The organism is Ruminiclostridium cellobioparum subsp. termitidis CT1112, assembly GCF_000350485.1.
Lineage (GTDB): Bacteria > Bacillota > Clostridia > Acetivibrionales > DSM-1351 > Ruminiclostridium > Ruminiclostridium termitidis.
On the sequence record NZ_AORV01000065.1, the window covers coordinates 63462 to 87064 of the forward strand.

Annotated in this window: 12 protein-coding genes; 4 read left to right on the top strand and 8 right to left on the bottom strand. The window is 39.1% G+C overall.

Going from position 1 to position 23603, the window contains the following annotated elements:
• Positions 1–14: 14 nt before the first annotated feature.
• From CTER_RS22435 to CTER_RS22445, 3 genes are all read right to left on the bottom strand, one after another.
• Positions 15–1643, bottom strand: coding sequence for an extracellular solute-binding protein (locus tag CTER_RS22435; protein ID WP_004630163.1), 1629 nt, complete (start codon positions 1641–1643; stop codon positions 15–17).
• Positions 1644–1730: 87 nt separating this feature from the next.
• A complete protein-coding gene (locus CTER_RS22440) occupies positions 1731–2612 on the bottom strand; it encodes a carbohydrate ABC transporter permease (protein WP_004629658.1) in 882 nt (293 codons plus the stop codon).
• 16 nt (positions 2613–2628) lie between these two features.
• Complete coding sequence (locus CTER_RS22445) at positions 2629–3489, bottom strand: ABC transporter permease (RefSeq protein WP_200859491.1); 861 nt, start codon at positions 3487–3489, stop codon at positions 2629–2631.
• 464 nt (positions 3490–3953) lie between these two features.
• On the opposite strand from CTER_RS22445, the gene CTER_RS22450 reads away from it, so the two are divergent.
• Positions 3954–6287: a helix-turn-helix domain-containing protein gene (locus CTER_RS22450; RefSeq protein ID WP_004630092.1), complete on the top strand. Its 2334-nt coding sequence runs from the start codon at positions 3954–3956 to the stop codon at positions 6285–6287.
• A gap of 54 nt (positions 6288–6341) precedes the next feature.
• On the opposite strand, the gene CTER_RS22455 is transcribed toward CTER_RS22450, so the two are convergent.
• The 4 genes from CTER_RS22455 to CTER_RS22475 all read right to left on the bottom strand — a co-directional run bounded on the left by CTER_RS22455 (position 6342) and on the right by CTER_RS22475 (position 16439).
• On the bottom strand, positions 6342–10637 hold the full coding sequence (locus tag CTER_RS22455; RefSeq protein WP_004629780.1) for a hypothetical protein: 4296 nt from the start codon (positions 10635–10637) through the stop codon (positions 6342–6344).
• Between the two features lie 20 nt (positions 10638–10657).
• Entirely contained in the window at positions 10658–13063 is a 2406-nt protein-coding gene (locus tag CTER_RS22460; protein WP_004630269.1) for a hypothetical protein, read from the bottom strand.
• Positions 13064–13071: 8 nt separating this feature from the next.
• Positions 13072–14337: an S-layer homology domain-containing protein gene (locus CTER_RS27210; RefSeq protein ID WP_004629908.1), complete on the bottom strand. Its 1266-nt coding sequence runs from the start codon at positions 14335–14337 to the stop codon at positions 13072–13074.
• A 527-nt stretch (positions 14338–14864) separates the two neighbouring features.
• Positions 14865–16439, bottom strand: coding sequence for a recombinase family protein (locus CTER_RS22475; protein ID WP_004629582.1), 1575 nt, complete (start codon positions 16437–16439; stop codon positions 14865–14867).
• 519 nt (positions 16440–16958) lie between these two features.
• On the opposite strand from CTER_RS22475, the gene CTER_RS22480 reads away from it, so the two are divergent.
• Positions 16959–19535 (top strand): glycoside hydrolase family 44 protein, encoded by a 2577-nt coding sequence (locus CTER_RS22480; RefSeq protein ID WP_004630112.1) that lies wholly within the window; start codon positions 16959–16961, stop codon positions 19533–19535.
• A 180-nt stretch (positions 19536–19715) separates the two neighbouring features.
• On the opposite strand, the gene CTER_RS22485 is transcribed toward CTER_RS22480, so the two are convergent.
• On the bottom strand, positions 19716–20621 hold the full coding sequence (locus CTER_RS22485; RefSeq protein ID WP_004630234.1) for a hypothetical protein: 906 nt from the start codon (positions 20619–20621) through the stop codon (positions 19716–19718).
• 261 nt (positions 20622–20882) lie between these two features.
• Between CTER_RS22485 and CTER_RS22490 the strand changes: the two genes are divergently transcribed.
• Together CTER_RS22490 and CTER_RS22495 are read left to right on the top strand one after the other, a co-directional pair.
• Entirely contained in the window at positions 20883–22445 is a 1563-nt protein-coding gene (locus CTER_RS22490; protein WP_040761907.1) for a spore germination protein, read from the top strand.
• Positions 22442–23602 (top strand): Ger(x)C family spore germination protein, encoded by a 1161-nt coding sequence (locus CTER_RS22495; protein ID WP_004629761.1) that lies wholly within the window; start codon positions 22442–22444, stop codon positions 23600–23602. Before CTER_RS22490 ends, CTER_RS22495 begins: the two co-directional genes overlap by 4 nt.
• Position 23603: the final 1 nt, after the last annotated feature.

Below are 23603 nucleotides of genomic sequence, written 5' to 3' on the forward strand. Positions count from 1 at the left end.
ATATTCCATTCCAATTATTTTTGACTCTTTTGCCTTTCCCATACTTTATTGTACAATTCCCCCAACTTGTCCGAGCCTTTTTTCCTGCATTCCTGAACGTAGCTGTCCCAGTTGCCGAAACTCTCTTTTCCATATATGAACTTCTCAGCCATCTGGTCAATATAGTCCTTAAGCGCAGTTCTTGTAAGTTTCTCCTGTTCTCTTTCATCTGCTGTCAGCTGCAGGTTTGGATCAGGATCACCGGCAACTTCCTTGTCAACCATCTCCTGATATACACCCACTATATCCGAAGATTTCTGGGCCATTACCCACTCTATAGGCTTAACCACTGTAAAACAGTTGTTAAGTACTCCGTATTCCTTTGGAGCATAGGTTTTTCCGCTCATTATATCGTCGGTAATCTTCTTTTCACCGTTGACAACCGTATATGATTTACCCTCTATGCCCCATGAGAAAAGATCGGTGCCCTCGGTTCCGTAGAACCAGTCTATGAATTTAATCAATGTATCAAAGTTTTCATTGTCTTTAACGCTTGCCGGTATAACCCATGACTCATGCATTTTGCTTGTTGGATTCAATTGGCACAGCCCATTCGGTCCTTTCGGAGGCATTATGGGCACCATATTGAAATCGGGGTTGATCTTTCTGCCCTCTGCATTGTATCCGGCAATTGTGTCATCCCAGTCAATGAGAATAAATGCTTTTCCAGCCTGAATTCTTTGCATATATACATTGCTGTCCAGTGTTGAAAACTCTTTGTCCAGCAAGCCTTCGGCAAGCAATTTATTTGAAAATTGCAGCAGGGTCTTGAATTCTTCGGATGAAGTAGTATTGATCCACTTGTCGCTTGTCTTGTCGTAATGCCATCCCGCATTATCGGTCCATCCCCCTGCACCCGGTACAAACAGACGTCCAAGGTTTCCGATAATATTGCCGGTTCCAAATCTGTTTATTATTGGATATGTATCGGGGTATTTTGCCTTTAATGCCTTTGCAGCTTCATACATTTCATCTGTAGTAGCCGGGATCTTTATCCCCTCTTTATCAAATACATCCTTTCTCACCATCCAGGTTTGCGGCTGGAACTTCTTTGTGAAGGTATTCACCGGCAGAGCATAGAATTTCCCATCCGATTCCTTAATGTTGTCGAGATCTGGCTTTAAATCAATTTTCTCTATCAGTGACTTGAAATTAGGCATCCTGTCCACATAGTCACTTACAGGAAGAAATGTTCCGTTTGGCACATAATCCTTTATATCATTGGCGGAGGTCTTGCATACTATATCAGGTATGCTGCCCGAGTTGAATATTATCTGCCTCTTGGTTTGATAGTCTGAGTCAGGTACAACCTGGATGTCCAGAGATACATTTGTAAGCTCGGTCATTTTCTTCAATGTCGGCCACTCCGCGTTAAATGGATAGGATGCATTGTCGGAATAAAGCATTGTGAATGTGACCGGTTTATCAGACACTTTTCCAGTGCCGGGCTCTGTTGCTGCCGCCGTACTTGTACTTACTGCCTCGGTTGAATTACCTGCCTTTGAGGTTTCTTCCTGCTTTCCGCATGCCGCAAATATCCCCAGCATCATAGCTAGTGACAGGACCATACCTGCCCCTCTGCAAAAAATTTTGCTGTTCCGCATTTCTTTTCCTCCTTGAAAATTTAATTTCTTATATTTAAACTTATCATTCCATGAAAACATAAATAGGAATGATATTTTAAAACCGGCTTATTCTTTAATAGATCCTATCATCATACCCTGTACAAAGTATTTTTGTATAAAGGGATAAACCAGCAATATGGGTATTGTGACCAGCATAACTGTAGCCGCCTGCAAAGACTGGGGCATTACTACCGATGCACCCGAATCCATGACCTGACCGTTTTTAGCAGCCATTTGGGAACCCATTATGACATTTCTTAAAAACAATGTGACCGGATATCTAATATTATTGTTTATGTATATCAATGGATAGAACCAGTCATTCCAGAACCAGACGGCAACAAAAAGACTGATTGTAGCCAGTATGGGTTTTGACAGCGGCATAACGATTTTTATTAATATCCCCAATTCATTCAACCCGTCTATTGCAGCTGCCTCTTCAAGACTCTGGGGAATTCCTTCAAAAAAAGTTTTCATGATCAGCATGTTATAAGGACTTATTGCACCAGGTATTATAAGTGCCCAAATCTTATCCGTCATATGTAAGGAATTCACCAGCAAATAAGTTGGAATCAATCCCCCTCCGAAGTACATGGTAAACACAATCAATTTCAGGAGAAGTCCTCTTCCTAAAAGACGCTTTTTTGAAAGGGGATATGCACATATGGTTGTCATGAAAAGCCCCACTGCCGTACCTGTAACAGTGTATAGCACGGTATTTCTGTAGCCTGTCCAGAAATCCTTCTGTTCCAGTATCCTAAGGTAAGGTTTTATGGTAAACTCAACCGGCAAGAAGAAAACCTTTCCCTGTAAAATTGCAGTGTTACTGCTGAAGGACATTGCAAACATGTATAAAAACGGAAAAAGCGTTACAAAAACCACAATTAACATGAATATAAAATTAAAAGCCTTAAACATCGAATACCCTTTACTTCTTTGAATAGCCATAAATTTAAAATTCCTCCTACCACAGACTTGATTCCGAGAATTTTTTTGCAAATTGGTTTACCATCCAGATAAGCACCAGGCTTATAATAGACTGGAACAGGCCAATAGCAGTGGAGTAACTGTAGTTGTTTGCAACAAGTCCTATTCTATACACATACGTCTGGAGTACATCGGCAGTATCATATATACTGGGGGTATATAGCAATAACACCTTTTCAAATCCTACCTGAAGCATATATCCGACCGAGAGTATGAATGTTATTATAATGGTTGGCATTATGCCCGGAATAGTGACATGCCAGGTTTGTTTCCATCTGTTGGCCCCGTCTATCTCAGCAGCTTCGTAGAGCTGTGTGTCAACGTTGGAGAGGGTGGCAATATAAAGTATGGCATTCCATCCCATGAACTGCCATATTTCAGAGGTAACATAAATAGTTCTGAACCAGGATGATTGATTGATAAAGTATATACTCTGATATCCAAATATTTCCAAGACCTTGTTAACAACTCCCGTGGATGGAGACAGTAAATTATTTATCATCCCGACTACCACAACCGTTGAGAAAAATTTCGGAAGATACGAAACTGTCTGTACAAACTTTTTTGTATACTTGCTTTTTATTTCATTTAATAACAGTGCAAATATAATAGGTATTGGAAAGCCAAATATTAAATTATAAATGCTTAATAATACAGTATTTCTAAATACATTCCAAAAGTTACCGTCGTGGATGAACATCCCGATGTATCTCAAGCCCACCCATTCGGTGCCAAATATGGATTTACCGGCCTGGTACTTTCTGAAGGCCACTGCCACACCTGCCATTGGTATATACTTAAATACTATAAAATAAACTACCGGTAGGATTAACATCATATACAGCAGGAAATCCTTCTTTACTGCCGCTTTTATTCCATTGCTGATTTTATAGGCATTTTTCCGTTTAATTGTTTCACTTTTTAATATCTCTCTATTCTCCAGAATTCTTTCCTCCTTCCAATATTTATTTACAAACTCAAAACATATTTAAAGATGAATATCCAATGTCCACATTCCGGATATACTCCCGGATGACCATATGTTTTTAACTTGCGATTTTATCTTACAGGGTTTGAACCAAACAGAAAACACCCAAGCTTGTCAATCTGACATAAAAATCTACAACATCATTGTTATGTTTTCAGCAGCAGTTATAAAATTCAACTAAAACATTCCCTTTCAGGAAAAAGCAGCCTTTGTGGAATTTTATAACGTTAAGGAAATTTAAAGCATTGTATTATGTTAATTACCAATATACAATAATAATGCGAATAATAACCGGGATAATGGAGTGATCACATTTGTATTATAAAAAGAACATCAAAATTCATATTCCCAAACTGCATTACCGTTATAAAATTTTTAGTTATTTTCTTATCCCCATACTGCTTACAACAATTGTGTCCATTTGCATGAATCAGTTCTACCTCTGGTTTTTCCAGCAGAAAACAGAAGCCGGATACATAAAGACCTTATCCTCAATATCAGAAAATATTGACAACTCTCTGTATGAATTGTTCCAGACCAGCATCCTGCTGACTTCTTCAGGTGATATAAAAGATGTTATATATTCGGTTAACGTATTTAATCCTGACGATTATGCCAAGGTTTCCCAAGCCATAACCCTGCTTTCCAGATTCAGGGCAACCAAACATTATATTCAAAATGTTTTCGTATTGCACAGCCCTGATAACCTTATCATGGCCAGCGGTGGTTCGGCTTCAGCTGATGAGTTCTTTAACAGCATCTGCCACTATGACATATATGACAGGAATTTCTGGACAGGGATTTCTTCAGATGGACATCAGTATAAAACATTAAAGACCAGCACAGTGGAAAACATATTTACAGGAACAAAAACAAGAGTTATACCCGTTGTACAATTTGGAATCGGAGATACCTCTTCAAAAAATCTATTTGTAATTAATATGAGGGAGGATTATATTGCCGGGTTGCTTCAACAGAACAGGCTTACCCCAAACAGTGAACTATATGTTTTGAGCAAGGAAGGTGAGGTTATCTCCAAGTCCAGTAATGATACCGAGGTCTCTATTAATTTTAATAATGTTACCAATCAATTGGAAAAGGGCACCGGCCCAATATTTGTAACCAAAATAAACGGCCAAAAATCCCTTGTTGTGTCATATACCGCAGATACCAATGCCTTGAGCAGCTTTACATACTTTGCGGTAGTCCCTTACAGCGATCTTATAAGGGAGTCCACAACCACAAGAACTCTGCCCATATTGACAATTGTTTTCAGCCTGGTACTGGGTATAATCATTTCATTTGTAATGAGCAACAAAATATACAATCCTGTCGGGTTACTTACAAGTTTGCTGATGGAGGCAACCGGCACATTATATAAACCCAAAACATATACCGATGAATTTACTTACATAAATCTGGAAATTAAAAATATAATCAATAACAATAAGAACCTAACACAGGATCTATCCCTGGCGCTCCCCTTTGTATGCGAACAGTACCTCTTTAAAATATTAAACGATAATGAGCTATATCTCGATGAGGAAATAAGTGATTTTTTAATTAAGCACGGCTTTTCTTTTAAGTATAACTGCTACGCTGTAATAATAACCGATGTAAGCTATACACAGCCGTTTTATGAAAGCTACAGCAGTGAGGAACAGCTTGCTCTGTACAGAGAAATGGCAAAAGTCATGAAGCTTGTATTCCCTTCAGAGTTTCAGCCATATGTACTTACCATGGAAAAAAAGAAGCTTCATGTAATTTTAAATCTTCCCGACGAGGCTTGTGAGTCCATAACGCTTGAAGCAATTGGACAGTTTCATAAAAATCTGAATATAGATAGCAACCTCTTCAGGGTGCAAAGCGGAGTAGGAAGAATACATAAGCACCTGTCCGGTCTTCAGCAGTCGTACAAAGAAGCTGAAATTGCAGTTTCGCAGCTCTCTCCGCTTGAACAGCAAGCCATAAAAGTATATGAAAAAGTAGAATGTATAAATAAATTTTCTTATTCCATGCAGGAAGAAAATAAATTATTTAATTATCTTATAAAGGGTGATATTGAAAGTGTTAATAATATCTTGGAAGAAATAATTCAAAAAAATATATCGGCAAATATTTCGGAATCATACTTTAAAAAACTTTATATCCAGATTTATAATACAGGAGTACGGGCGTTAAGTCACAGGAATTCAAAAGCCTCCGATCTCCTTGAAGGCTCGGCAATAGATATAATCAACAACGAAAATCACAGGAGCTCCAAGGAAATCGGTGAGTTTGTGCGCATGTTTCTCGGCAGGTTGGTAAACCTGAATTCCTCTGCTGCAGGCAAAATTGATCTTAATGTAATAAGACAGTACATTGATGAAAACTATGCAAATGACATCTATCTTGAACAGATGTCTGACAAATACGGTATTACCCCAAAATACATGTCAAAATTAATAAAAGAAGCCTTGGGAATTCCCTTTCATCAATATCTGTCAAACCTCAGAATAGATAAGTCAAAAGAGCTGCTGCGCAATTCCAAAAAAAGTATAACTGACATTGCAGCTGAAGTGGGCTTCAACAGCAGAAATACGTTTATAAGAATGTTTAAGAAACTCGAAGGCATTACTCCAAGTGAATACAGAAATCTCTCTAAATAAAATAAACCTATTCATGTTTATGCAGCTGTGGATTTATTTAAATTACTCATGCTGTTACTGGCTTTGAACATATATTATGTCATCAATTGCCTTACCCCTGATATAGAAAACCATCCGGGAAGTATTTCTTGAATCCCAAACGTCGATCCATTTCTCGTTACCGTAGATACTGTCCCCTTTCCTCATTTCCAAGTCAAAGCTGACAAAGGACCTGTCATCTGTTTCGGGCGGTATTATCCACTCAAAACCATAGGTATCTCCGGAATTACTTGTCAGCCTCACGTCATCAGTATGTATTGCACCTTTAACCAAATAGTTTATTTTAAAATACGCCGCATCGGGTTTCCCTTGTATGTCAATTTTGCCTTTAACTCTGTAACCGGCCTTAACAGAGTATCTCGGATATGGAACAAGCTCATAGTAATTGATCGGCATTTTCACTGTACCGATATCGGTATTTGCCTTTCTGGGATACCGGTCGATTACGCCGTCATGATTGTCATCGATCCCGCCGCCGACATTGAAGTAATAGTTCCTCCAGCCCACATCCAGCATCATGGTAATAAAAAACTGTCCGGCCTTTACATTGTTGATAGTATATGGTCCGGTCATGTTTTTGCCGGTTTGACCAGCTTTATCACAGGCTTCCATGTGCAAATAATATGTACCATCTGTGTTTAGGGTAATAGTTCTTTCCTTAATCCCGTCAACTTCTTTTACCCACTGTGAAGCAGCCGGTGAATCGGTATTAACGGTGACGGCATAACGCATATATGCGAAGTCATTTTCACCATTATCGGAAGCCGTAATTGTTATATTAACGGGTCCGGTGCCGTTATATTCAGTTGGAGCAGCACTTATGGACGGCGGAACATTAACTGTATCAATTGTATCTATATATGGGCTGCTCCAGGCACCTTCAATATCCTTAACGCTGAGTCTTATCTGATAGACACCGGAATTGTATGCAAGACTCGCCGGTTTTCCCTCAATCCATGTATCTGATGAGGCTTTCTTGTACTGCCATACTCTGGCTGCAATACCTTTATCTGTTCTTGACAGGTTATGATCCGGATCATAAGATTTATCCAGATATGTCAGATTAACGATTGACCCCGTTCTGCCTGCTATCTGTGTGCTGAATAAGGCTATAGGCCTGCGGTGTACAATTATTGTGGCCGGAGCCGAAACATTTGACCAAAGCCTGTAGTTGTCAAATCTATCATCATCCTTCGGATTGTCCCTGAATTGTGCAACTGCTGTATATTTTCCAACTTTACTGAAGGTGTACAACGGTTCAGTGATCCATTTACCTGAGTTGCCGTCCAGTCCATTTGAGTTATCAAAATAGGTCGGGTCGTGGGTATACTGCCATTTTCCGGAATATTTCGGGTCGTGCTCAAAATCGCTGTAAATCTGGTTATAGCGGACACTTTCTTCGTTTATCAATATTGTTAGTGTTGTGCTACCTTGCTTTGTAAATGTGTCATACTTCCTTGCAATAAGAGTTTTGACCGTGTTTTCATCCTTGCAGAATGCGCTGTCCATAACAGAGTTATATATCAATTCTCTTAAGGAATACTGCTGCCTGTTTACAGGGACATATGGATATTGCAGCTTTAAATCCCTGGCTTCTGCCGGAGAAACAACGTAAATATTGAATCTGTTAGCATTCAGATAATTTAAAACCGTGCTGTCCAAATTATCCAACAGCAAATAATCCGACGGAGCATGAAAGTAAGTATCTTTTTTGACATTATCGGAAATATATATAAAGTACCTCTCCGAACCGTCCCTTAACTGAGTGTTGAATATTTTCGACTTTGAGAATGCTTTCACAGGCTTGCTGGTTATATCAAAAACTGAATCTGCCTTGCCGCAATTAACAGTGGTGTATTTATATCTATACATACCATACTCGTCGGCTCCCAAATAATCGCAATTAACATAACAAATACTGCCCTGCTTGTTCACATAGCAAAAACGGTTTCCTATTTGTAAATAATCGGCGGCAGTATCACCTGCTGAAGCGTCAAAGACTGTGGGTACTCCTCCCCCATTGTTTGCATAATATCTTGCAGCATCATAAGTGGTTGTAATATCAGTCTTAAATATATTTTCGTAGTTAAGACGGCCTATATAACCAATTTCACCGCTGAGAGTTCTTACTACAAGTCCTCCGGTTCCTCCGCTGTTATCCTGTACAAACAATATTTTATCAGCCACAGGTATATTATAAGTGCTCCAACCACCGGAAGTATTACTGTATATTTTTCCATCATTCGTTAGCACATAGCTGACACCGTATGCAGACTTACCAAGAATGGCCTGTTTTACCGGCGTACTGAAATATGCCTGTCCCTGCAGATTATATATCTTATTATCTGTACAAAGTATAACCGCTTGTCTCGCCGTATCCCTGGACGTTGAATAATCTTTTACCGGATAAGGTAATTTCCCGCTGTGATTAAGCGGTCTTTGCGGACTGCCGTTTGACCAGGATGTATAATCTATATTTCCGTCAGTAGATATATAATAAAGGCTACCGCCGCCAACACCAAGTATATACTGGGTATTTGCCGGAGCATAAGGGTCTTTTGCCAGCGGCACTATGGAGTTATCCCAGTCCAGCACACGCTTGTATACACCTGTATCCGTTACCATGTACATTACCCAAAATTCATTAACATCAAAAGCAAGTGATCTTACACCAGTCCAATATGTGTTTGTAAATTCCTGATACTGTATTGGCATGTCATATCCAAGACGTGAATTGAATGTCACTCCATTGGCACCGCAAACCCACAATGACCCATCATTTTTTATTATATAAATGGAATAGCCACTGCTGCTATAGTAGAAATATGCATCTTTTACATCTGCTGCTATTTTAATAAAGCTGCTATAGGTTTTAGTTGTTGTGCTCTGTCCAAATAAACCGTATACTTCATTTCCCTGGTAGTTCCATCCTATGAGATTACTGCCGCGTGCCCATAAGTCCCCATTTCCACAAAGTAAGAGTGTGGCATCAGTATTATATTGAGAATAACTCTTATAATCGCCCTTTGTCACATATTTTTTCCAGGTGTCTACATCTTCAAGAGAATCCATGTTTACTATATTTGTTTTGAAATCTACATCAGAGCTTATGTTATCCTTAATGCTGTCAACAAAGCTGTTTGTACTTGATATATCCTTGTCAGTAGTCACTATCATGTCAACCTTGTCAGACGGTCTTTTGACATTTTCTCTTATCTTATTGACAAGGCCGGTTATGTTTTTCTGACCTATGCTTCTGCCGTCAAAGCTTGATTCAATCAAACCCCCTAATGAAATATTCTGAGCTGGACCGTTAAATGTCACCGGGTACTGAGGATTTGTTGAAAGATTCACATTCTCCAGATTATCTGAACAAATGGAATACACTCTTGCCTCACTATCTTTAACATACTTGCCAAGGCTGCTGTCACTCCTGAGCTGACCCAATCTGTAGTTTAATGCCAAATGAGAAGTGTAATAGTTTGTATCCTCATTGTTAAGAGCAAAAATTATAAATGTATCAGTATTACCTGTCAATTCATAGTTTAATTTTGATAAATCCCAGCCGGTTACGGAATTTGTTACCGGTGAATCCTGAGAGCCTTGAATTGACCAGGCTGTGTCATATGTAAATACAGGCTCGGCGCTTAATTCCTTAAAACCTTGCTGAGCAGCCCCATTGGGATAATAGTAATTATACTCCCTGTTATAGCCGAACTGACCCTCGCATATACCTGAATTATTTATAAATGTATACGTATAATAAGTACGCTGTCCAAAGTCATAGACTTGTGTCTGCAGGGCAGATCGGGTATATCGTGTTGGCACACCATAAGGCTGGGTTGGTGTTTGGCCTTCGGGCAGTTCTATTACATTGGAGTAATTAAATACTTCGGTTTGTAATTCGTTACTTGCATTATGCTGCTGTACCTGGCCATAGGGTGTTATATTTAAAGTATATCCGGACCATCTGTAAGTCGCATATCCGTTTTTAGCCCAATAATTTTTAACATAATTGCCCTGCTGTGTTCCTATGGTGGTATCAGTCGGATTTGCATACTCAATGCTGATTTTCGCATAGTTGGCAAGCTCGCTTTTCATGCTTGTTAATGCATTTTTTAGATTGGCGTTATCTGTGCCGGCATAATCCGTTAATACAAGCAATTTAACTTCACGGCTTTTTTCAACCGTGAAATTTGTTACAGGAGGGGTGTTCTTTAAATCCTGTACATTCACTGCCAAAACCCCGCTGCTGTGAAACAATAAAATTAAAATTATAATCCAGATAGCAGATATATACTTTTTGCTCATTAAATCCTCCGTTTATTTCTTTACCACCCTTTCAAGTAATCACTCTTATAATCACCTGGCAGCAGCAATTCTTTAACCGTTTCAGAATCAGGAATATCTTCATACACCTGCAATGCTTCGGTATATTTTCCAACCTCATAGGACCAGATTTCAGCTATTGAATCGTATTCACCATCAACCACCAATCTCACCCCGCTTATAAACGGATCGGCACCTGAGTGGGGGTATATGGTTGTTTCATCTGCGAAGGCGGCAGAAACAACGGCGCCCTGGGCCATATCGTTATCACTGTCATACCTGGCAGACCAGATTCTTTTGCCTATGGGATCACCATCTGGTGAGGTTGAAGTGCAAATAACAGGGATAATACCGTATTTTTGCAAGGTTTTATCGACAGGGTTTTCAAATTCACGTATATTGCTTTCCGATCCGCTGAAATCTGCTACAGGCGCCAAATCCTCAACTACCGTAATGATTCTGTCAAGAGTATTTAAATAATGGACCGCACTGTTAAATGCAAAAGTATTGGTCATAGAGACAGTAATTTTGTACTGCCCGCTGTCCCTGGCCTGAAAATATACAGTTTTTTGTCCCTTCAGCACGGAATTGAAGTCCAGACCCGTATTAGTCCATAAACCATTATTATATAACTGAGCTTTTCCGTTAACGTTTTTATATACCGTACCGTTTGACAGCCTTACTCCGTAATCGCCGGTAGCTCCGGTGCCGTTTACAGGCTGTATGCTCCATGCAGTCAGGTTCCAATCAATAGGAAATCTTGCAGCTGATTTGCTTTTAGAGGTGTCAATTGTTATTTTTCGATTTTCTTTCATCTTGCCGGCTGAAATATCTATCACTACTTCCGGTTTGGGTTCTATTATTTGAATGCTGCTCCCGGCATAACCGAAGCAATTACCATCATCCACTACCTCCAGGTCAATATCATATATTCCAGCTCCGGGATACCAGGTGGTCCCCTTTTCATTGTCACCCAAACTATTTTCATATGTATTGTAAGGATCATAACCATATGTACCCGGCAAATCCCAATAATAGTGTTCTATATAGCCGTCTTCATCATAGGACCGGCTGCCGTCAATTAACACATCATCTCCGGCATATGCAACAGGTGGATTGCTGATAATGGCTATAGGGTCATAATTAATTTTTGGGGGCGGTTTTGGCGGGATGGTCGGGTCAGATTTATACCAGAAGTAAATATAGGCATTTTTATTTGTTGATGATAATGTCACTGTCTGGGAAGCAGCAGTTTCCATTTTTGACTTGTCAGGTATTACCGTGGAAAATGTTTGATATGAACCTTGAATCTTATACGCTGATACGGGAGGATAAGTAACGGTTTTAGGTTTTCCGAACGGAACACCCGGAATAATCTGGGAAGTATCGGGAATTTCGGTATTGGTATCTATGTTAAGACATCTAATGTAAATAGTCCCTGAATCAGGAGGCGGTTTTATCACATGGACGGTATGTATGGCCGAATCGGCAAGCTGTGAACCTTGACCGGTTGAATCCGGTGTATTTCTGCCCTTTATCTGAAACTTGTAATCTCTGACCTCGTCAAGAGTTACTGTTGTTTGATAGGTCATTTCTTCTCTTATACTGTCATTTGGGTTGCCTTGTTCATCAAGAAATTGGCCGTTCACAAATCCGCTTATATGATGTATACCTGTTCCCGTACCTTTAAAAACTACCGTGGTTCCCTGTAACACTGTAGAACCATCAATTGGTAAAATCAGCTTTACAGCCGGTTTTGGCAGCTCAGGTTTATTCTGAGGGATATGAAATCTTATGTTGAAATATTGACTCGTTGTATTGGATAAATATGAAGATGTATACTCTTTAAAATAGTCAAGCAGTTCTTCAGCCGAAGCTGCTATGGAGTATGGATCTTCTGCTGTCGAAATTGGCGTATAGGCAGCTCGGCCTGTTTTGGTCTTATCATACCAATATTTTTGGATTTCTGCATTTGCAGTTATATCACAGCCGCCAGGATCTTCAATTATTTTTCTATAGTATGCTTTATATTCATCGGTTACAAAGTCTTCTACCGAGTTTCCTCCAAGCATTCCGCTTGCTGCAGTGCCTTTCCACTCATCAGTGAGAGGGTAGGTATAAGTTCTGGGCTGAGAATCCCATGAAGTCATGGCACGTGGAACATTGACAGTAACATGCTTTCCGTCAGGAGTTTCAAACCGGATATTCCAGGCAATGACAAATGCCTGCTTTGGTGCAGTTGAACTTATACCCTGAACTGTCCACTGAAGAGCTTGATGCTTTTGACTATCACTTATGGGAATAAGTACAGTCCCGTCACCACCATCTGCATATAAATTAAAACATGGATAAATTAACCCTGATAAAAGAATTACTAATATTAAAAAAATAGAGATATTTTTTTTCATCATTAACCTCACTTTACAATGCGTGTATCAGTGAGTCTATACCAAAAACCATTTGCTTTTACTCCTGAATCTTGAGGGTAAAAGCCTAGTTTAATTTCTTCTTCATACCAGACACCAACTTTATTTTCTCCTGTATTTTCAGATGGATTTATCCATCTATATCGTATAGTACCCCTTAAAGTTGGCTGATCCGTGGAGTCATAAGCTAAAAGACTTTTACCGGTATAAAAATATCCTTCTCTTACCCATATATTATCTTTTATCTTTTTAATTCTACTATCCACATCAAAGCCACCAATCATCACATTTGCCCAATCGGTTTTTATAATGTTGATCTTTCTATAATCTGCATTAATCCATAGTTCAACTACCTTTCTACCGACTTTAACCATCTCATCAGCAAGTTCATCATCTGAAATTCCAGTTACACTTGACCAACCTGGCCATTTACCATTCTCCAAGTCATCCATAAGCCTGAAATGCTGTTCCTCCAGGGAATAATCACCCAATAGATCAGTACAGCTGAGTAATTCCTTACTCACACCCTTATCCATGCCGGCAAGCCATTCCTGATGTCTCCTTGCTTTAGTCTCAGCTTCATCTTTTTTTGCTTTTTCCTCACTGATTTTCTTATTGAGATAATCCAGCTTATCAATGTTGCAATCATATGCATTGACAATAATAGCAGCAGTTTCAGCCCTGGTAAGCCTGTCATCCGGCTTGAAATAAAACTTATTATTTTCAATCGATCCCCGCATGAGATAGTTGGAGTATGCTGCAGCAGAATACCCTGCATCGGCAGAAACATCTGTGTAGATCGATTCTGTTGTTTCGTCGGGAGCTATATTCAAAGCTCTGCATACCATTTCAGCCGCCTCCTGCCTTGTTATTGCATAATTGGGGTTGAATTTCTGATCAGCAGGCAGATCAATTATTCCGTTTGCCAAAGCAGCTGTTATATAACCTGATGCCCAGCTTTTCTGAGAATCGGCAAATGGATTTCCCTGCATTTGTTCATATCCCTTGACATTGCACAGGAAAGTAACGAATTCAGCCCGTGTAACTGACAGATTCGGTCCAAACATGTTATTGCCGATGCCGGCAGTTATCTTAAGCTCCATAAGTTTCGTGACATAGGAATAATACCAGGAAGTAGCTTTTACATCAGAAAATTTCAAATTATCAACTGGTTCTCCAAATGTACAGATTTCAGTAACCGCTAAAATTGAGACTGTCAAGATCAGTGCCATTATTCTTTTCATACATTCTTTCATGATTGTATTCTCCTTTATTATGTTAATTTAATTATTCTTGCGATGTTTTTATTTGGCAGGATTCCAAAGCTGTCACGAGTTTCCATGCTGAAGCCGTACCGAAGAATATGAGCTTTCTTATGATTTATCTCCATGTTTTTATTAAATTTCAGAATGTAAAAGATCCTGTGCGTGCATATTAATTTGACTGATTGGATAAAAAAGATTTTTGTTAAAAAGATTTTTATATTTAAAATACCTTCAAGAATTGCTGTCATATTAATCAAACTATGACCTCAAGTTATTCCAAAAGAGACAGTCGCTTGACCTTTTAGCGGCTATGTCATAACTTATATTGCATACTATACCAAAATAATCCAAAATATTCAATAGCATATTACAATTTTTATAATATTAATTGTAAATTTTTACATCAAGCGACTGAATTATTAAATATTTCGAAGTAACTCACCAAAATAAGCCAGCTCCAAAACCTGTGAAACAGTCTCAAAGTTGGCTTATTTTAAATTTATTCTATTGTTTATTTTTTACCCTTCCCTCCAATTGTTATAGTTATATTCAATAACTATCAGCCCGTTCTTTATTTCCTCCATGCTCATACCTGTGTTCCTGAGTTCAGCACTGTCGCTGCTGTCGTAAACAATTATCCTGTTGACCATTTGCTCGATAATATTCTTATTGATCCCCTGGGTTTTTATCCTGTTAATAAAATTTTCTACCACATGCATTTTGTCAAGCTGCTTTTTTTCTTCCTCCAGCAGTTTCTCCGTCTCTTTTCTCAGAGTACTTATACGCTCTTCAATATTTTTATTCATTCTGATAAAAAGCTGCTCCGATATTTTTGCTTCCAGCCTGTCAAGATACAATATGTCCTGCTGCTTTTGCTTGGCAGCTATCTGCTGCTCCAACTTCTGCGCCATTTCATACCTCTTCTGCCTGTCATCTTCCTCATTACAGTATTTCAGGCTGAAGCTGTCTATAAACTCTCTATTTGACAGCATTTCCAACAGTTCGTCGGAAATGACATCAATTATCGTCTGTTCGGTAACGTAATGACTGGAGCAGCATTCACTCCCATTTTTGGAATAGGAACTGCATATGTACCCTACAGGTCTGTCCTTGCGGACTCTCACATACATTGCCTTACCGCATTTTCCGCAATAGAGCATATTGCTCAGCAGATGGGATATATTCCTGTTATATCCCTGATTTGAGCGCTTTTTCGCTCTTATTTTCTGGACTTCCTCAAAATCCTCGTTCTTTACTATGGGCTCATGGGTATTTGTTGTAATAATCCATTTATCAAAGGGAAGTCTTCTGGTTTTCTTATTCTTAAAGCTTATTTTTTCACTTACACCCTGAACCGTATCGCCAATGTATACACGGTTGCAGAGTATTCTCTGCACAGCCACCTGATTCCAGGGAGTTATGGGAATGTCGGAGTTTTTTGAAGACGGTGAAGGATACCCTCTCCCGTTCAGCATATTTGCAATTGCCGCATAGCCATAACCCTGCTTATACAGTCCGAATATCTCCCTGACTACCGGAGCGGTTCTTGTATCCACTACCAGCTTGTTTTTCTCATTAACAGACTTGACATATCCGTAAGGAGCATTTCCTATGTATTCACCCTGCTCTATTTTAAACCGCAGATTTGCCCTTATTTTCTTTGAAATATCCCGCACATACCGTTCGTTATACCACGTATCAATGCCCACCGTTTCATTATCCTTCAGGCTGTCATATCTCCCGTCGGAGGTTATTACACGCACACCGTATTCCTCAAGAAAGTCAAGAAAAAGTAATGTTTTGGCATTATTCCTTCCCAGTCTTGATAAATCCTTCAGTACTATTAGATTAATGTTGCAGGACAACACATCCTTTTTCAGCTCTTCCAGAGCATTTCTCTCAAAGCCTGACCCAGACACATTATCATCGACATACGTTTTGTATATTGTCCCCATATTATTTCTTTTTACATAATCAACCAATAGTTTTTTTTGAGTTTCAATTGTTTCAAGATTTTCTTCATTTTCATCTCTGCTCTGCCGAACATATATTCCTATGTGATAATTGATATCAGGCTTGTTGAATCCCAGCATTGCCCTGCTACCTCCTTGCTGCATTTGTTGAAATTTCTTTCATAGCATCTTTAAATCAGGAGCTGACTTCTATTTCATTTATATTCACATTCACTGAATATTAAAATTTGTCCTAAATAAATTAGAGTATTAGTTTATATGAAAGAAAAGAAGATATAAATATTTGGGATTACTATTACGTTGTCCGCATCTATTATAGTTTCAAGCCTGTTAAGGTTACCAAACCCAGTCTCATACGGGTTTGCACGTCAAAAGATAATGCTCCCTTTTAAATTATATGTCTAATTTTAACAATTATACAAATAATGTAAAAAACAGAAAATATTACAATTTATTCCTTTTAAAATATGTTAAAATCTAATTAAACATGTTAATTTTTGATAATATGACAATTTTTAGTTTAGCATGACTGTGCTGGGTAAATATGTAAAAGAAAAAAAGGGGGGTTGTGCTGTTTGAATATTCCATATCCGGCATCAGAAAAATGCGCAAAATCAAAACAGAAGGAGTGTAAAGTAAATGGTGAATGTAAATATGAGAATAAGGCTCAGAGCATGGGTTGTCGGCTTTTCATTGCTGCTGACAGCTTTAATTCCGGCAGGCAGCGTATCCGCCGATACCAACGGCACAATAAACGTAAGTATTGACACAGCAGCGGAAAGAGCTGCCATCAGTCCTTATATTTATGGTGGAAACTGGGAATTTAACAATGCAAAATTGACCTCGAAAAGATTCGGCGGTAACAGGACGACAGGCTACAACTGGGAAAACAACTACTCAAGTGCGGGAAGTGACTGGCAGCATTCCAATGATACCTATTTGCTGACAAACAATAATATCCCAACAGACAGATGGAGTGAACCAGGTGTAGTTGTATCCGATTTTCAGGACAAAAACCTTGCAGCCGGTGAAAAATACTCGTTGGTTACTCTGCAGGCTGCAGGCTATGTTTCTGCGGATGCCAACGGTACGGTAACAGCCGGCGATACAGCACCATCCAGCAGATGGAAAGAGGTTAAATTTAAAAAGGATGCACCTCTGTCTCTTACTCCTGATACAACCGACAATTATGTTTATATGGATGAATTCGTCAATTTCCTTGTAAATAAGTATGGACGTGCATCGACACCTACCGGTATAAAAGGATATGCCATAGACAACGAACCAGCTCTCTGGTCCAACACACATCCTAGAATTCACCCGGAGAAACCAACCTGTGCCGAGCTGGTTGACAAAAACATCAATCTTGCAAAGGCGGTTAAAAGCGTTGACCCGGATGCCGAAACCTTTGGCCTGGTAGCATATGGATTTTCAGAATATAACGACTTCCAGACCGCAACTGATTGGGCAGATGTTAAAGGAAATTATGCATGGTTCCTGGATTATTATCTTGACAACATGAAAAAGGCCTCAACCCAGCAAGGTACCAGACTGATTGACACACTCGACCTGCACTGGTATCCGGAAGCCCAAGGCGGCGGACAGAGAATTTGCTTTAATGAAGATCCCGCAAATATTGAGTGCAACAAAGCACGTCTTCAGGCGCCAAGAACATTATGGGACTCCACATATACAGAGGATAGCTGGATTGCGCAGTATTTCAGCTCCAGGCTGCCTTTGCTGCCGAAGGTACAGGCTTCCATTGACCAATACAATCCCGGAACAAAGCTTGCATTCACAGAGTATTCATATGGCGCGGACAACCATATAACCGGAGGTATAGCCCAAGCTGATGTTTTGGGCATATTTGGAAAATACGGTGTATACCTTGCCACAGTATGGGGCGGCGGAAGCTACACGGCAGCCGGCATAAATATGTATACCAACTATGACGGAAATGGTTCGGCATATGGTAACACAAAGGTAAAAGCAGAAACCTCGGATGTTGAAAACAGTTCGGTTTATGCATCAGTTGATGAAAATGACGACTCAAAATTACATGTTATTTTAATAAATAAAAATTATGACAGTCCGATGACAGTAAATTTCGATATTAACAGCAGTAAAAATTACACTGCTGGAAGGGTATGGTCATTTGACAGAAGCAGTGCTAATATTACTGAAAAAGCCCCTATAGAAGCTATTAACAGCAATAAATTAACTTACACGATCCCTGCATTGACCGTATGCCATATTGTTCTCGATTCTAATGCTGCTCCGATACTGTATGGTGATGCCAACAATGACGGATCAGTTGACGCTTTGGATTACTCTTATTTCAAAAAACTGTTAATGGACCCTGATATTGAATATAATAAAGCCCTGGATTTAAATCTGGACAGCACTGTAGACGCAGTCGACTTCAGCATTTTGAAACAGTATTTACTTAATATAATACATAGCCTGCCTTACACTTCAGAAAATAAACCGCCTGTAGCGGCTATAAGTGTATCACCAAAGGAAGCCTTTACCGGGGATAATATTAGTTTCGATGCCACAGCTTCAATCGATCCTGACGGAAATATTTCCATTTACTCATGGGATTTCGGTGACGGTACCGAAGGCACGGGGGCAAAGATTATTCACAAGTACAAAGCTCCCGGAACCTATACCGTAAGTTTAACAGTTATTGATGACAAAGGCCTGTCAGCCTCGGCAACAGATTCCGTATCCATTTCAACTGCTACGGGTGACAATTCTAATATTAATTTTGAGGACGGAACTCTTAACGGTTTTGTCTCCAGCAGTACTGCATCAGTCCTATCTGTTACATCAGAAAAAGCATTCCAGGGAAATAAAGCGCTTAAGTGGGAGGCTGCCTCCACAGCAGACGGAAAGCTGGATGCTGTAGTAAATAGCAGTGTACCGGTAATTGACCCCGGACAAACCATGACCTTCAGGGTCTGGATACCTGCAGACGCTCCAATAAAAACAATTCAACCATTTGTCATGCCTCACGATCCTTCATGGACTACAACAGAATGGTTTTCGGCCTGGAAGAGCTATGACATGGTAAAGAAGGGTGAATGGAACGAGTTTGTAGTCACCCGTTCTCTTACATCGGATGTAAATTTGACGCAGTGCCAGTTCGGCATTCAGGTTGAAACCTCTGAGCAAGGTAATTTTACAATGTATGTTGATTCCATTGACTGGTAATTGGTTTTATTACGAACAAAGATGGCAAAATCAAATACCCCAAATGCCAATTCATTGCTGTTTGAATAACCAAGTACTAAGGATATAAAAAGATATAATATGAGAGAATAAAATAAGAGGCATTATTGTTGAGATAATGCCTCTCTTGCTTTTCAAATTCGGTTTGTCATTTAAAAAAAATCATATCCCAAATTTTGTTATATCATAAGCGGCAAAATATCGCACAGGGCTGGTACAAGTATCGTAGTACACTGGTGATACAGATTCATAGACAACATATGCGTAAGTTGTACCCATTACAACGCCTTCCGATAAAGGAGGAAGTGTTGTAGTACTTTTTAGCGTATTTACCTTTTTACTCTGATCCCAGGTATATGAATACAATTGAGAATCTTTTGTCCTTCCATAAGACGATGAAATCATCATTCTATTTCCTCTGACTGAAATACCCTGTGTTTTCAGTGGAACTGAAATCTGAAACTGATACGGCAGTGTCGGGCTTGTTGTTGTCTTGTTGTTTACCGCATAGCAGCGTGCAAATGATTTTTCAGAGTCAGTTTCGCTGAATTGTGCAATCCAAAGATAATCATTCACAGCATCATAACACATTGTTGAAGCAGAATAGCTCAAATCTGCTACTCTATTATATGTAACACTTAAAACTTTGCCTTTGCAATCTGCCAGTTTAGAATATTTAAAACACCCGACAGAATTCCCATTTGAAACCCATATGTTGCCGCTTGTACTGCAGTCATAAGCAACCCCGCCTACATGTGCGGTACCGGGTAACTTGATTGTACCATAATAAGATTTATCACTCTCATTAAATACATATATAACCGAATTATGAGTACCGGTTTCGTCTCCGCAATACGCAGAAATCAACAGGTAATCACTTGCAAAAGTAATTCCTTGCGGGACCATTTGAGAACATCCTCCAGACTTAGCCGCGCTGCGGACCAGATCATAGATATCATATGTAGCTGAGGTTGACGGATACGCTGCTGCCGAAGCAGCAAAACTTAAATTACACATTATTGCAAATAAAATTGCAAAAACCGATAATCTTTTTCTTACAATTTTCATTTTAAAAGTCTCCTTTTCAATTTTTATTTTACAAAATATGTTTGAACCCTAAATGGTACTTGTCAAACTATTTGTCAAAAGTATACCATATTTTAAACAAATATTATACAAAAATGGTAAAAAATATAAAATTATGTTTTTTAACTATTGATGCATGTGAAAGAAAAGAAGATAGTTTATAATGCTATATTCAGGTCAGAATCAGCATACCTGCATAAGCTTAAATAAGTTGCACACAATAATAAAAAATTATTATCAGCGGTGATCAATTTGGTATTCTGGAATAAACATAAGGATAAAAACAAGAGTAAGAGTGAGTGTTTGACATACCCGGACGATCAGTCCGGAGCGGGTAATATCAACTCATCGCTTTCAAAAAATATTGAACTTTTTATGAATATTTTCCGTGATGAAGATACCTTCATTGTCAGAAATATCGAAAGTCAGTATAACAAATCAATAAAATGCAGCGTGTTATTTATGGAAGAAATGGTTGATACCTCAATTATTAATGATAATATACTCCGCCCGGTTTTACAGAATGACAGTTTGAAAAGCAGCGGTGATACTATAGCGCAATTACAAAATATGGTAATAAATGCCGGTCATATCCACAAAAGTCCTGATATAAGCATTTTAACACATTCGATACTCAAAGGGAATACTGTGTTATTACTGGAGGGTTCATCAGAAGCGTTGATTATCGGTTCTATTGGAGTCAAAGGCAGAGCCATTGAGGAACCGGAGGCTGAAAAGGTAGTAAGAGGCCCCAGGGAAGGATTTACAGAACAAATAATGACCAACTTATCCCTGTTGCGCAAAAGACTGGAGACCACTGATCTCAAATTCAGGTTTATGACTGTGGGCGTCAAATCCAGGACAAGGATTTGCCTCTGTTATATGAACAGTATTGTCAATCCAAAAATTCTTAAAGAATTGGAAGACAGAATAAACAGCATTAAAATAGACAGCATATTAGCCTCCGGATATATTTCTGATTTAATAAAAGATGCACCGTTATCTCCGTTCAGAACTGTAGGAAGCACAGAAAGGCCTGATATTGTTGTGGGAAAAATATTGGAGGGCAGAATAGCCGTCATAGTAGACGGAACTCCTGTTGCTCTCACGGTTCCATACCTGTTTCTGGAATATTTCCAGGCAAATGAAGATTATTATATTAATTTTTACTTCTCCTCAGTCAGCAGAATACTCAGGATACTCGGGTTTATCCTCACAGTATGCGTACCTGCAGTTTATGTAGCACTTATGACTTTCCACCAGGAGATGATACCTACCCCTCTGCTGATAAGTATATCCGCTGCCAGGCAGGGTGTGCCTTTTCCTACTATTGTTGAGACATTACTTCTTCTGATGGTGTTTGAAATATTGATAGAAACCGGTACCCGAATGCCAACAAATATCGGTCAGGCTCTGAGCATAGTCGGCGCATTGGTATTGGGACAGGCATCTGTTGAGGCAAAAATCGTAAGCGCTCCGATTGTCATTGTAGTTGCCATCTCCGGAATCACCAGTCTTATGATTCCGAAAATGCAAGGGCCAGCGTTGATTTTAAGAGTTGTATTTTTAGCTTTGTCCGCATTTATGGGTTTTTATGGTCTCATTTTTGGAATTACAGGTGCCATATTACACCTGTGTGAAATCCGATCCTTTGGAGTACCATATTTACTATATTTGACCTCAATGGAGCCGAAAGACCTGAAGGATACTTTAATAAGGGCACCATTATGGTATATGAATTACAGACCTAAATTGCTGTCGCAAAATAATAAGCTACGACAATCAAAAGGAAAAGAGAAAAAATGATAAAAAGATTATTAGGTTCTCTATTAGCCATTACTGTACTTTCGATTTTTTGCACCGGCTGCTGGGACTACATGGAAATCAACCAGATGTCAATAGTGTCGGGAGCGGCAGTTGATAAAACCCCTGACGGCAAATATAAATTAAGTATTGAAATCATTGACCTGAAAGGCGGAGGAAGAGATGCACCTGTTCACTCAAAGAAATTGGAGAGCTATGGTGACTCAATTTTCGATGCCATACGCAACTCAATCAAAATCAGCGCTCAGAAATTATATTGGGGACATGCCGAGATCATTATAATAAGCAAGGATGTTGCAAAGGAAGGCATATTGCCGATAATTGATTTCTTAAGCAGGGATGCTGAACCCAGATTATCAATAGATATTCTGGTCTCCAATGAAGATACGGCTGAGAAACTGCTTGATTCACAGAGCATTTCCACAGAGATTCGTACTTATGAAATAAACAAGATGCTTGATGAACAAAAAAAACTGTCCAAATCTCCAAAGGTTGAGGTTTATCAGTTTATAAATGCCCTGGGCAATGAAGGTATTTCTGCAGTGATCCCGGTTGTAGGCCTGACTCAGAATGCCGGTGAAGCGACATCCCAATTGATAGGGACCGCAGTTTTCAAACAGGACAAGCTTCAGTACATGTTCAATGGAGATGACACTAAATATTATCTTTTTGTGATGGACAAAATTAAAGGCGGCCTTTTAGTTGTTAATAAAACACAAAATAATAATAATGCCGGTAATTTTACACTGGACATCGACAGTAATAAAACGTATGTAAAACCTGTATATTCAAAGGGTAAACTTTCTTTTGAAATCAGTATCAAAACCAAAACTACCTTGGGTGAAATTGATGACAATAAAATCAAATTTACCAGCCAATCTGAAATTGAAAAATTGGAAAAACAAACCCAGGCTGAGTTAAAGAAGAATGTGGAGAGAGTTATAAAGGCAGTACAATCCGAGTATGATATCGACATATTTGGCTTCGGATTGAAAGTAAAACAGGATATGCCGGAATTGTGGAAGAAAATTAAGCCCGATTGGGATGATTTTTTTAAAAATGTACAGGTGGAGGCAAATGCAGAGGTTAGAATCAAACATGCCGGGTTGCTTTCAAACCCGATTATGATGGGAGACTGAA